Source organism: Pseudomonas sp. P8_241 (assembly GCF_034008315.1).
In the GTDB taxonomy this organism is placed as follows: domain Bacteria; phylum Pseudomonadota; class Gammaproteobacteria; order Pseudomonadales; family Pseudomonadaceae; genus Aquipseudomonas.
On sequence record NZ_CP125377.1, the window covers coordinates 1,910,192 to 1,922,316 of the forward strand.

Consider the following 12,125-nt stretch of genomic DNA (forward strand, 5'->3'; position numbering starts at 1 on the left):
TATCGATGTGACTGAAAAAACGCCATCGCGAGCAAGCTCGCTCCTACAGTTCCTTTTTCTGAAGCTGTCAGACCCAACGGCGTGTAGCCGTCGGGTCCGGGTTTAACGCATTATTGCGCCTTTTGCGGTTGTTGCGCTTTCCACGCTTTGAATTCAGCCCATTCAGCGCGACGTTCAGCCTGCTTTTTCTGGATTTCGTCAAACTTCTTCTGTTGGTCCGGCTTCAGCAGGGCGCGCACATCCGCTTCTGCTTTCTTATGGTTCGCGGCCATCTCGTCTTTCAAGGCTTTCTGATCCGCTGGCGAGAGTTTCTCCAGGTATTTGTCGACCACTTGCTTACGCTCGTGCATCTGCTCGCCCATGATCTTGCGGATCTGCTCGCGCTGTTCGCGGCTCAGGTCCAGCTGGCTGTACGGGCCTTTGCCGTGCATGCCGTGCATCTGACCGCCGTGGCGCGAACCGTCCATCGAGCCATCCATCGGGCCTGCGCCTTCGGGCATGGCCATGGCAACGGTCGGCAGAGCGGCAGCGAACATCAGAGCGATTAGAGTCTTGCGCATGGTGTATCTCCTTGTCTCGTTCCCGGTACGTTCCGGATGAGTGCAGATTACGGAGATCAAGGTCAGCGGCGGTCAGCGGAGTGTAAGGCTTGGGTAAAGATGGTTTTCTATGTCCCTGACAAAACAACCCTGTAGGAGCCGGCTTGCTGGCGAAGGGGCCTTGAGGCCACCGAAAGCTTCGCTGGCAAGCCGGTTCCTACAGGGGGCGTGTTTCGTCAGAGGCTGTAGTAGTAACCGCGACTGCGAAGGGCAACGATGCGCGGTCGGCCATCGGCGTGCGGGCCGATTTTTTTGCGCAGGTTGCTGACGTGCATGTCCAGGCTGCGGTCGTACAGGGTCAGCTTGCGGCCGAGGGCGATTTGCGCCAGTTCCTGCTTGTCCAGAGGCTCGCCGGGTTGCTTGAGCAAGGCTTCGAGCAGGCGACTTTCAGAGACGGTGAGGATGTATTCCTGTTGGTCGATGCTGACCACGCCGCGCACCGGGCTGAAACACAGGTCGCCCAGTTCCATCTGGCTGGACACCGCCGCCGGATGGCTGCGGCGCAACACCGCACGCAGGCGGGCGGTCAGTTCACGCGGATCGCAGGGTTTGGCCAGGTAATCGTCGGCGCCGAGTTCCAGGCCGAGGATGCGGTCCAACGGTTCGCCCCGGGCCGAGAGCATCAGCACCGGCAGGTCCGGATGATCGCTGCGCAATTGCTTGAGCAGTTCCAGGCCGCTGCCGTCGGGCAACATCACATCCAGCACCACGGCCGCCGGGGAGGTTTGCGCCAGCGCACGTCGGGCACTTTGGCCATCGTGGCAGGCGCGAACCTGAAATCCTTCCTGGCTCAGCCAACTGCTCAGGAGCTCACACAGCTCCTGGTCATCATCAATCAGTAACAGCTCGCTCATGACTCACTCAATTTAGCCATTGTCGACGTTTTCGACTTGCCCCACTGGCGAAGATACCGCAGAGCAGCGCCAATAGCGCTACACCGGCGCCGATCACGAACCATTGTTGCTGATCGGTCAGCAAGCGCGGAATTGAACTGCCGGCCTGGGTTTCCTTGAGTTGCAGCTTCAGGCGCTGGTTCTCTTGGCGCATCCGGGCCAGTTGAGCGCTTTCGCGTTCGCCATCGGCATTTTGCAGTTGTTTGCTCAGTTCTTCCCGTTGCCGCTCGCTGTCTTTCAAGCGTTGCTGCAACTCATTGATCTGGCTGCCGGCGCTCAGGGACAGCGGCGTGGAATTGCCGCCCTCGGTGCTTTCTTCACCGTGGGCGGGTGCCACGATCGACAACGTGACCAACATCAGACACAACGGACCCTTGCGCATCGCGACTCCTGATTCCAATACGAGTATTGGGCAAGTTGTCGGCCGGCAAACGAGAATAATGAGCGATTGAGAACGCGATGAACCAATAAGGTTCACCGCGTAGAGGGGGGTTACGGCAGGACTTGCTTGAACGGCTTGACCAGAACGTTGGCGTAGACGCCTGCGGCGATGTACGGATCCGCGTCGGCCCAGGCTTGTGCGGCGCTCAGGGAATCGAATTCGGCGACGATCAGGCTGCCGGTAAAACCTGCTGCACCTGGATCATTGCTGTCGATCGCCGGGTGTGGACCGGCCAATACGATGCGACCTTCACCTTTGAGCGCCTGCAGGCGCTCCAGGTGTGCAGGCCGTGCGGCCAGGCGGGCTTCCAGGGAGTTGGCGACGTCTGTGGCAATGATTGCGTAAAGCATGTCAGTCCTCGGTTTTAGGCGTTGTGGTATCGGCATCGTGCAGATGGCGGGACAGGTAAATGCCCTGGCCGACCAGGAACAGCAAAGTCATGCCCAGGCTGCCGAAGACCTTGAAGTCGACCCAGTAGCTCTGGAAGGTGAACGCGACAAACAGGTTGGCGGCACCGCAAAACAGGAAGAATACGATCCAGGCGATGTTCAGGCGCGTCCAGACCGGCTCCGGCAGGGTCAGCGCGTGACCCATGATGCGCTTGATCAGCAGGCTGTCACCGATGAAGTGACTGCCGATGAACGCCAGCGCAAACAGCCAGTTGACCACCGGGGCTTTCCATTTCAGGAAGGTCTCGCTGTGGAAGGCCAGGGTCAGGCTGCCGAAGACCAGGCAGGCAATCAGCGTCAGCCATTGGCTCTTCTCCAGCTTGCGCTGTTTGATGAACAGCGTGCCATACACCACCAGCGAACTGATGATCAGCATTGCCGTGGCGCTGTAAATACCGCCTACAGTTACCTCGTGGCCGGCAATGTCGACGACCCGTGGATCGATTTTGAAGACGATGAAAAACAGCAGGAGCGGGATGAAATCGATGAATTGTTTCACAGTGGCAGCCAGAAGCAGGATGTGGCGGCATAATAACAAACATATGGGCGCGCGATAGCGCCAGCTGATTTGAGGTTACAAAGCCCTGTGAATGTTGATTTGCACTGCCATAGCACGGCCTCCGATGGCGCCCTGGCGCCTGCGGTTCTGGTCGCGCGTGCGTTCGAGAAAGGCGTGCGAGTCCTGGCCTTGACCGATCACGACACCCTCGAAGGCCTCGCCGAAGCCCGGGAAACGGCGAATGCGCTGGGGATGCAACTGGTCAACGGCGTCGAATTGTCCTGCACCTGGGGCGGCGCGACCATCCACGTGCTCGGCTATGGTTTCGACGTCAACGCCGCGCCGCTGGTCGAAGCGATCGCCAGATTGCACGATGGCCGCTGGTTGCGATCCGAAGAAATCAGCCGAAAACTAGCGCTCAAAGGCATGCCGGGGGCGCTGGAAGGTGCCCGGTCAATACAACAGGAACTGGGCGACAGCGGCAACGCACCGGCCCGCCCGCACTTTGCCGACTGGATGGTGCGCGAAGGTTACGTCAAGGATCGCGCCGAAGCATTTCGCAAATGGCTGGGCGCCGGCAAACTGGGCGACGTCAAGCAACACTGGCCGACGCTGGAAGACACTGTCGAAACCCTGCGCGCGGCCAAGGCCTGGGTCAGTCTTGCCCATCCTTGGCACTACGAATTCACCCGCAGCAAGCGTCGTCGCCTGATTGCCGACTATATTCAAGCAGGGGGCCATGCCATCGAAGTGGTCAATGGTTATCAGCCTGCCGAGCAAGTGGGCAGCCTGGCCATTCTGGCCCGTGAGTTCGGTCTGCTGGTCAGCGCCGGCAGTGATTTCCATGGCCCGGGGGGCTGGTCAGAGATCGGTGAATATCGCCCGCTCCCAGAGGATTTGCCGCCACTTTGGTGTCGATTCAAACATGACCCAGTTATTGCCGCCGTCTGAACAGGTAGAGAATGTGAGTCAATTTTTCCAGATTCATCCGGAAAACCCGCAAGCGCGCCTGATCAAACAGGCGGTCGAGATCATTCGCAGCGGCGGGGTGGTGGTTTATCCTACTGACTCGTCCTACGCCATTGGTTGCCAGATCGGCGATAAAGTCGCCGTCGAGCGCGTGCGCCGTTTGCGCGGGCTGGATGAAAAGCATAACTTTGCGCTGATTTGCTGCGATCTGTCACAACTCGGCCTGTTTGCCAAAATCGATACCGGCACATTCCGTCTGCTCAAGGCGCACCTGCCGGGGCCGTATACCTTCATTCTCAATGCCACCCGCGAAGTTCCGCGGCTGCTGCTGCATCCGAAAAAGCGCACCATCGGCCTGCGTGTCCCGAGCCATCCGATTGCCCTGGCGCTGCTTGAAGAGCTCGGTGAGCCGCTGATGAGCGTGACCCTGATCATGCCCGGTGATACCGACCCGTTGACCGACCCTTACGAAATGCGTCAGATCCTGGAACATCAGGTTGACCTGATCATCGACGGCGGTTTCGGTGGTATCAAGGCGTCTACCGTGATCAACCTTGCCGACGGCGAGCCTGAAGTCATTCGTGTCGGTTGCGGCGACCCTGCGCCTTTCATGGCCGAGGCGTAGATGTCTGCTGTAGAGCCCGTCGACAGTCAGGCCGGTGCCCAGCAAGAACTGCCCTTCGCCATGGTCTATGGCCAGGCGGTCCTGGAAATGCCGCTGGACCTGTACATCCCGCCGGATGCGCTGGAAGTCTTTCTCGAAGCTTTTGAAGGCCCGCTCGACCTGCTGCTGTACCTGATTCGCAAGCAGAACATCAACATCCTCGACATTCCGGTGGCGGAAATCACCCGCCAGTACATGGGCTATGTCGAGTTGATGCAGTCGGTGCGCCTCGAACTGGCGGCTGAGTACCTGGTGATGGCCGCGATGCTGGCCGAAATCAAGTCGCGAATGCTGTTGCCACGGGCTGAAACCATTGAGGAAGAAGAAGACGATCCGCGCGCCGAACTGATCCGCCGCTTGCAGGAATACGAACGCTTCAAGGCGGCAGCCGAAGGCATCGATGGCCTCAGTCGAGTCGGTCGTGATGTGGTGGTGCCCAGGCTCGACGCCCCTGAAGCCCGGGCACGCAAGCTGTTGCCCGATGTGCGCCTGTCGGAGCTGTTGCTGTCCATGGCCGAGGTCCTGCGCCGTGGCGACATGTTCGAAAGCCATCAGGTCAGCCGCGAGGCGCTGTCGACGCGCGAACGCATGAGCGATGTTCTGGAGCGGCTCAAGGGCGGCGGTTTCGTGCCGTTTGTCGAGCTGTTCACCGCTGAAGAGGGACGCTTGGGGGTGGTCGTGACCTTTATGGCGATTCTCGAACTGGTCAAGGAATCTTTGGTCGAGCTGGTGCAGAATGAGCCGTTCGCAGCGATCCACGTGCGGGCCCGAGCCGAATAACGAGTTGAATCATGAACCTGAGTGAACCCCGCGAGCTGGCGCCATTGCTTGAAGCCTTTCTGTTGGCCTCGGGAAAGCCGCAATCCCTGGAAAGCCTGTTCGAACTCTTTGAAGAAGCCGAGCGGCCGGAGCCACCGGTGTTCAAGAAGGCCCTGACGATTTTGGCCAAGTCCTGCGACGGCCGTGCTTTCGAACTCAAGGAAGTGGCCTCGGGGTATCGCCTGCAAATCCGCGAAAAATTCTCGCCGTGGGTCGGGCGTCTGTGGGAAGAACGTCCGCAACGCTACTCCCGGGCCATGCTCGAAACCATGGCGCTGATTGCCTATCGCCAGCCGATCACCCGGGGTGAAATCGAAGACGTGCGGGGCGTGGCGGTCAACAGCAACATCGTCAAGACGCTCATGGAGCGCGAGTGGATCCGCATCGTCGGTTACCGAGACGTGCCCGGCAAACCGGCAATGTTCGCCACCACCAAAGCGTTTCTCGATCACTTCAACCTGAAGAACCTCGACGACCTGCCGCCGCTGGCCGAACTGCGCGAACTGGAACCCGATCCGGTGCTCGATTTCGACGACGCGCCGGTGCCCGCCGCTCTGCAAGCGCTGGCCGATGCCAGCCCCGAGCCTGGAGAGCCAAAGGAAGAAACCAGTTTCCATACGCTGCTTCAGGAACTGGACAGTATGGAGGAGGGGATCAAGACCGACTTCGATGATTTGTTGCGTGACAGTGTGTCGCCTGAATTCGATTCGGAAACTTCGGATGTCGAACCAGACGTCGAAGTGGCACAGCCCAAGCCTGAACCGGAAGGCGAGCCAGCCCCGGAAATTGAACCGGAGCAGGAAGACGACATCCTCGGCGTTGCCGAGGCCCGGGAAAAACTCCTGGCCGCCGTTGCCGCCCTCGAACAACCGAAACCCGAGCCAGAGCTTTCGGACGAAGAGGCCGAAGCCCGGGCACTGGCCGAAGCCATCGAAGCCGAACGCCGCGAATTCGAAGACTGACCACAACCCTGTAGGAGCCGGCTTGCTGGCGATGCGGCCAACGCGGTGTCTGTGAAGGACCGCGGTGATGCCATCGCCAGCAAGCCGGCTCCTACAAAGGCTCGCGATCACCGACCGGCGGAAAAACAAATAACCTTGCCTCGATCAGCTAGTCTCTGATGCGCAAACGCCCTCATGCGCGTATGATTCGCGACCCTTCGGCGATCCCTCGCCCAGGAACCCAGATTTACATCGCTTCAGGCAACGCCTGAACAGACCACACCGGGAGGTGCCCAGATGAGTATCAAAGACCAGAAAGACGACCAGGAAATCGGCCCAGCAGGCGAAAAACTGCAGAAAGTCCTCGCCCGTATCGGCGTCGGCTCGCGCCGTGACGTGGAAGCTTGGATCAGTCATGGCCGCATCAAGGTCAACGGCAAAGACGCCACCCTTGGTCAACGTGTCGACATGCACGACGCCATCACCATCGATGGCAAGGTGATCAAGCGCGAAGAGGCCGCCGAGTCGGTCCGCCGCGTGATCATGTACAACAAGCCCGATGGCGAAATCTGCACCCGCGTCGACCCGGAAGGCCGTCCGACCGTGTTCGACAAGATGCCGCGCCCTAAAGAGGGTCGCTGGATCAACATCGGTCGTCTGGACATCAACACCACCGGTCTGCTGATGTTCACCACCGACGGTGAGCTGGCCAACCGCCTGATGCACCCTTCCTACGAAATGGACCGTGAATACGCGGTACGTGTGCGTGGCGAAGTCGATGACGAGATGATCGAGCGTTTGAAGGCTGGTGTAGTCCTTGAAGACGGCCCGGCCAAGTTCACCGACATCAAGCAGGCGCCAGGCGGCGAAGGTTTCAACCACTGGTATCACTGCGTGGTGATGGAAGGTCGTAACCGCGAAGTGCGTCGCCTGTGGGAATCCCAGGGCCTGGTGGTGAGCCGTCTGAAGCGTGTGCGTTTCGGTCCGGTGTTCCTCAACTCTGACCTGCCGATGGGTCGCTGGCGCGAAATGAGCCAGTACGAAGTCGACATTCTGAGTGCCGAGGTCGGCCTGACGCCGGTCGCGATGCCGCAGATGAACGCCAAGAGCAAAGACAAGCTGGACCGGATGCAGCGTAAATCGTCGCGTCCAATGGGCAAGACCGAGCGCGTGCGTACCTTGCGTCCCGCTGCTGGTGGCCCGGCTGCTCCAGTTGCGCCACGTGCAAATCGTGAGCCGCAGATCGAAGGCGAGCGTCCAGCCCGCAAACCAGCCGCCCGTCAGGACGGCGAGCGCGGCCCACGCACACCGCGTCCGGCCAATGGCCGCACCGAGCGTGGTGAGAGCCGTGGTACGCCGGTGGCGGATCGTCCGGCCGATACCAAGCGCCCGGCCAAGCCGGCGTCGAAGCGTCCGGGCATCAGCCTGGTCGACGGTGACAAGCCTTCGGGCAAACGCCGTGGCGCACCGGCCGGCTCCGGTCAGCGTCCGGGCTTTGGTCGTCGCAAGCCGGAGTAATCGGCTGAGCGCTTCATGAAAACGCCAACCTTCGGGTTGGCTTTTTTTTGGACCGGCTTTTATGACTGTGTTGTTATTGAGGGCGCCTTTGCGATCAGGCTCGCTCCTGCAAGGCATCATATTTCCATCAAGCACTTCGGTCCGCTGTAGGAGCGAGCTTGCTCGCGATGGCGTCAGTGGCCTCGCCGCGCAATCCAGTGTGGAAACAAGAATTTACGCCGCGTAAAGAAATCCTGACAAAATCTCCGGGGTAACCCCGTAAATTGGCCAATGGCTTAGCTCCGTAAGAAAACTCTTACATGTCAAAGCCTTCAAACCTCCTTCCAGCCCTCTAGCCCGCTTGTTTCACCGCTCCAGTCAGGGTGTCATGCGCGCCATGCCTGTCGTGCAGGTGCATAACAAAAAGGAGGCGCAATGAACGCCGCAATCCGTTTCCCGTTCTCCGCGAGGTGCATTTTTTCTGCCGCCTGCGTCAATGATCCGCAAGGGTCAGACCCCGTATTTGCAGCCGCCCGAGCCTCTCGGGGCGGACACAGGCAATCCCGGCCATAGACACGCTTGTCCAGCGGGTCTGGCAGCAGGGGGTTACAGGTGTACAATGCGCCGCGTTTTACCTGTGACCTCCTGCGCATCTGCGCAAACCTCAAGGCTATCCGCCTTGTTCACTCCGCTGCGCCACAAGCGTATCGGGTTCGATTTCGTCACAGATAAAAACAAACAGGTGACGTATGACCGTTGTAAATACGCTGAACTCCTGGTGCCTGCGCTGGGGTTTGATCGGTGCCGCTTGATGTCTTTGCCAAGCAGCAACGTTTTCTGAACATCATCAAACCTTGCGTGAGACCCTTTTCATGAGTGGACAAAACCCGCAATCAGGCGAGCTGAAACGCGGCCTGAAAAATCGCCACATTCAACTGATCGCCCTCGGTGGCGCGATTGGTACCGGTTTGTTTCTCGGCTCGGCCGGGGTACTGAAATCCGCCGGTCCTTCGATGATCCTTGGTTACGCCATCTGCGGCTTTATCGCCTTCATGATCATGCGCCAGCTGGGCGAAATGATCGTCGAAGATCCAGTGGCCGGTTCCTTCAGCCACTTCGCGCACAAGTACTGGGGCGGCTTTGCCGGTTTCCTGTCTGGCTGGAACTGCTGGATTCTGTACATTCTGGTGGGCATGTCCGAGCTGACAGCCGTCGGCAAGTACATCCACTACTGGGCGCCGGACATTCCGACCTGGGTCTCGGCAGCGGGCTTCTTCGTGCTGATCAACGCCATCAACCTGGCCAACGTCAAAGTGTTTGGCGAGGCCGAGTTCTGGTTCGCGATCATCAAGGTCGTGGCGATCGTCGGCATGATTGCCCTGGGCAGCTACCTGCTGGTCAGCGGTAATGGCGGCCCGCAAGCAGCGGTCAGCAACCTGTGGGCCCACGGTGGCTTCTTCCCGAACGGTGTCAGCGGTCTGGTGATGGCCATGGCGTTCATCATGTTTTCCTTCGGTGGCCTGGAAATGCTCGGTTTCACCGCAGCCGAAGCCGACAAACCGAAAACCGTGATCCCGAAAGCCATCAACCAGGTGATCTATCGGATCCTGATTTTCTACATCGGTGCCCTGGTGATCCTGCTGTCGTTGACGCCATGGGACAGCCTGCTGACCACCCTCAACGCCTCGGGTGATTCCTACAGCGGCAGCCCGTTCGTGCAAGTATTCTCGATGCTGGGCAGCAATACTGCCGCGCACATCCTCAACTTCGTGGTCCTGACCGCGGCGCTGTCGGTGTACAACAGCGGCACCTACTGCAACAGCCGCATGCTGCTGGGCATGGCCGAGCAGGGTGATGCGCCGAAGGGCCTGGCGAAGATCGACAAGCGCGGCGTGCCGGTGCGTTCGATCCTGGCCTCGGCCGCCGTGACCCTGATCGCGGTACTGCTGAACTACCTGATCCCGCAAAACGCTCTGGAACTGCTGATGTCGCTGGTGGTAGCCACCCTGGTGATCAACTGGGCGATGATCAGCTTCTCGCACTTCAAGTTCCGCCAGCACATGAACAAGACCAAACAGACGCCGCTGTTCAAGGCCCTGTGGTACCCGTACGGCAACTATGTCTGCCTGGCGTTCGTGGTGTTCATCCTCGGCGTGATGCTGTTGATTCCGGGGATCCAGACATCGGTGTACGCGATTCCGGTGTGGCTGGTGTTCATGTGGGTCTGCTACGGCATCAAGAACAAGCGCAGTGCGCAACGCGTGTTGAATAGCGCTGCCCCTGCTGTGAAGTAAGCGTCTCGCTTCGACAAACAACCCGGCCATGCGCCGGGTTGATTGTTTCTGGGTTCATACAGCAAATTCAGAAACAGCCTACAACCGATATTTCACTTTTTGTCTTAGGCTGCCTCTCCGAACACAAAGGAGGGGTGTATGGCCAGCCACAGCTATATGAGCATTACCGGAAAGCGCCAAGGTTTGATTTCTGCCGGTTGCTCCGGTCTTGATTCTCTCGGTAACAAATTCCAGATCGGACACCAGGATGAAATCCTGGTGCTGGCTTATTCACGTGAAATGCTTGCGGGTAATGACGGCAGCGTGACAGGTGGGCGCGGCAAGCACCTTCCTATCATGATTACCAAAGGCATCGACAAGTCGTCACCCTTGCTGGCCAGTGCGCTGCATGAGGGAGAAGAGGTTGATTGCAAGATCAATTTTATCGAACCTCTTCGGTGGGCGGTCGGGAACGGTATTACTCAATACACCTGACCGGGGCGCGTATCGCTCATATCAGCTTGCAGGTTCCCCACGCGATTCGCATGAATGACGCTGAGCCGCAAGAGCTAGTGTCCATTCGTTATAGGGACATTGCCTGGGCGCATGTTCCAGGCGCCACAAGTGCTTATAGTACTTGGGGGGAATGAGGGTGAATGAAGGGGCTTGCGATATTCACGACGTCACCAGGTCGGCTTCCGATCTGGTTGCACTTGGATGCAGCATAGGCCTGGCGCATATTCCTGATGGCTTTGCGCGACTTCGATTTGGTTCGATGGTTTCTGCCTATGTTGATGAAGTTATTCAGGCGGTTGATGAGGGGGTTATTAGCGCTTGGCAAGCGTTGGAGGAAATAAGAGCCGAATACGAGGGCTTGTCATCTAAGGCGCGCTTTTATCTTCAAAATGGTGTTGGGGTTGTGGCTGGGGCGATGCAGATCAGGACGGGTGTTTTGGTCATTGGCAGCCCAGGAGCACTAGGTGCTGTTCCGGGGGGGCTGATGGTGGGGCATGGTGTTAATAATATCTATGAAGGTTTGGGGAATATTTATCGCGGACCGGATGCTCCAAGCACGGTTGGGCCTGTTAGGGGGGGCTATAGGGCCATATTCGATGATAGCGAGGGGGACATGTTTTACTTCTCCGTGGACTTGCTTCTTTCTGCTATCGGTGTGTTTAGACCGGTTTCAAAGCCAGGATCGGTTGAGTTGTTCAGGCGTGATCCAATTAATTATGAGAGGGCTTATCATCAGATGGGGAAATTGGCTTTATCTTTTGAGGTTTTGGTTGATGCTCTTACGATGAAATCGATGCTGTCAGAGTAGGTTCTGTAAACAGGAGGCTGCTGTTTTAACTAAATCTCAGTACTAATTATATCACGCCCCGCATTCTTGGAGTGTAGAGCTTTAAACCGATAATTACAAGGAGTGTGTATGTTGTTGCGTGGATGATGTTTAGGTGGCTTTTATCTAAATGAATTATTTCTTTTATCCCGAGCATGATAATTCCAGAAGGAAGGACGGAGCAGGCCAGAACTAAAAGTGTAACCGAGATGTAATATCGAATGTTTTCAAGATTCATTAGCTATCATATCCTTCTGATAAAGTCCCAAAGATTAGTACGGTTACTCAAGACAAATCAACTTTTCATCAGTAGACGCAAGAGCAGTTATTGTAAACGAATTTAACTGTTGGCGATGCCTGGTTGCCCGGTTTTCCATGACAAGCCGTTATCTGTGGTCCCACGGTGATTTCTCCCCGAATGGTGTCATGGGTCTGGTAATGGTCATGGCTTTCATCATGTTTTCCTCCTGACCTCAGCTGCCGTGACCCTGATCGCGCTACTGCTGAACTACCTGATTCCGCAAAACGTGTCGCTGGGTGTATGCGATTCCGGTTTGGCTGGTGTTCATGTGGATCTGCTACGGCATCAGGAACAAGCGCACTGCGCAACGCGAATTGAATAGCGCTGCCCCTGCTGTGAAGTAAGCGTCTCGCTTCGACAAACAACCCGGCCATGCGTCGGGTTGATTGTTTCTGGGTTCATACAGCAAATTCAGAAACAGCCTACAACCGATATTT

Annotated in this window: 12 protein-coding genes and 1 pseudogene; 8 read left to right on the plus strand and 5 right to left on the minus strand. The window is 57.9% G+C overall.

What is annotated here, in order from left to right; all coding sequences use genetic code 11:
• Positions 1-110: 110 nt before the first annotated feature.
• From QMK58_RS08635 to QMK58_RS08655, 5 genes are all read right to left on the minus strand, one after another.
• Positions 111-560: a Spy/CpxP family protein refolding chaperone gene (locus QMK58_RS08635; protein WP_053156475.1), complete on the minus strand. Its 450-nt coding sequence runs from the start codon at positions 558-560 to the stop codon at positions 111-113.
• Between the two features lie 215 nt (positions 561-775).
• Positions 776-1,453 carry a response regulator transcription factor gene (locus QMK58_RS08640; protein ID WP_320396156.1) on the minus strand — a complete coding sequence of 226 codons (678 nt, stop codon included), beginning with the start codon at positions 1,451-1,453 and terminating at the stop codon, positions 776-778.
• 7 nt (positions 1,454-1,460) lie between these two features.
• Positions 1,461-1,874: a translation initiation factor 2 gene (locus tag QMK58_RS08645; protein WP_053156480.1), complete on the minus strand. Its 414-nt coding sequence runs from the start codon at positions 1,872-1,874 to the stop codon at positions 1,461-1,463.
• Between the two features lie 110 nt (positions 1,875-1,984).
• Positions 1,985-2,284: a YciI family protein gene (locus QMK58_RS08650; RefSeq protein ID WP_053156484.1), complete on the minus strand. Its 300-nt coding sequence runs from the start codon at positions 2,282-2,284 to the stop codon at positions 1,985-1,987.
• 1 nt (position 2,285) lies between these two features.
• Positions 2,286-2,882, minus strand: coding sequence for a septation protein A (locus QMK58_RS08655; RefSeq protein WP_053156487.1), 597 nt, complete (start codon positions 2,880-2,882; stop codon positions 2,286-2,288).
• Between the two features lie 87 nt (positions 2,883-2,969).
• Between QMK58_RS08655 and QMK58_RS08660 the strand changes: the two genes are divergently transcribed.
• The 8 genes and pseudogenes from QMK58_RS08660 (at position 2,970) to QMK58_RS08695 (ending at position 11,369) form a co-directional block, all read left to right on the plus strand.
• Entirely contained in the window at positions 2,970-3,833 is an 864-nt protein-coding gene (locus QMK58_RS08660) for a PHP domain-containing protein (protein ID WP_053156490.1), read from the plus strand.
• Between the two features lie 13 nt (positions 3,834-3,846).
• A complete protein-coding gene (locus tag QMK58_RS08665; protein WP_156322316.1) occupies positions 3,847-4,476 on the plus strand; it encodes an L-threonylcarbamoyladenylate synthase in 630 nt (209 codons plus the stop codon).
• 120 nt (positions 4,477-4,596) lie between these two features.
• Positions 4,597-5,295, plus strand: a complete 699-nt coding sequence (locus tag QMK58_RS08670; RefSeq protein ID WP_172681807.1) for a segregation and condensation protein A — start codon at positions 4,597-4,599, stop codon at positions 5,293-5,295.
• A gap of 11 nt (positions 5,296-5,306) precedes the next feature.
• A complete protein-coding gene (scpB, locus tag QMK58_RS08675) occupies positions 5,307-6,296 on the plus strand; it encodes an SMC-Scp complex subunit ScpB (protein WP_053156500.1) in 990 nt (329 codons plus the stop codon).
• A 276-nt stretch (positions 6,297-6,572) separates the two neighbouring features.
• The gene (gene rluB / locus QMK58_RS08680) at positions 6,573-7,793 is read left to right on the plus strand and encodes a 23S rRNA pseudouridine(2605) synthase RluB (RefSeq protein WP_053156504.1); all 1,221 of its coding nucleotides are present in this window, start codon (positions 6,573-6,575) and stop codon (positions 7,791-7,793) included.
• An 851-nt stretch (positions 7,794-8,644) separates the two neighbouring features.
• Positions 8,645-10,066, plus strand: coding sequence for an amino acid permease (locus tag QMK58_RS08685; RefSeq protein ID WP_053156506.1), 1,422 nt, complete (start codon positions 8,645-8,647; stop codon positions 10,064-10,066).
• Between the two features lie 138 nt (positions 10,067-10,204).
• Positions 10,205-10,695 (plus strand): annotated as a pseudogene (locus tag QMK58_RS08690) (Hcp family type VI secretion system effector).
• Positions 10,692-11,369 carry a DUF4225 domain-containing protein gene (locus tag QMK58_RS08695; RefSeq protein WP_320396157.1) on the plus strand — a complete coding sequence of 226 codons (678 nt, stop codon included), beginning with the start codon at positions 10,692-10,694 and terminating at the stop codon, positions 11,367-11,369. Before QMK58_RS08690 ends, QMK58_RS08695 begins: the two are co-directional and overlap by 4 nt.
• Positions 11,370-12,125 lie beyond the last annotated feature (756 nt).

Bases quoted from the DNA above. Each gene is read 5' to 3' on its own strand.
- rluB (WP_053156504.1), top strand. From the start codon at position 6,573: ATGAGTATCAAAGACCAGAAAGACGACCAGGAAATCGGCCCAGCAGGC.
- QMK58_RS08685 (WP_053156506.1), top strand. From the start codon at position 8,645: ATGAGTGGACAAAACCCGCAATCAGGCGAGCTGAAACGCGGCCTGAAA.
- QMK58_RS08645 (WP_053156480.1), bottom strand. From the start codon at position 1,874: ATGCGCAAGGGTCCGTTGTGTCTGATGTTGGTCACGTTGTCGATCGTG.
- scpB (WP_053156500.1), top strand. From the start codon at position 5,307: ATGAACCTGAGTGAACCCCGCGAGCTGGCGCCATTGCTTGAAGCCTTT.
- QMK58_RS08635 (WP_053156475.1), bottom strand. From the start codon at position 560: ATGCGCAAGACTCTAATCGCTCTGATGTTCGCTGCCGCTCTGCCGACC.
- QMK58_RS08640 (WP_320396156.1), bottom strand. From the start codon at position 1,453: ATGAGCGAGCTGTTACTGATTGATGATGACCAGGAGCTGTGTGAGCTC.
- QMK58_RS08650 (WP_053156484.1), bottom strand. From the start codon at position 2,284: ATGCTTTACGCAATCATTGCCACAGACGTCGCCAACTCCCTGGAAGCC.
- QMK58_RS08695 (WP_320396157.1), top strand. From the start codon at position 10,692: ATGAGGGTGAATGAAGGGGCTTGCGATATTCACGACGTCACCAGGTCG.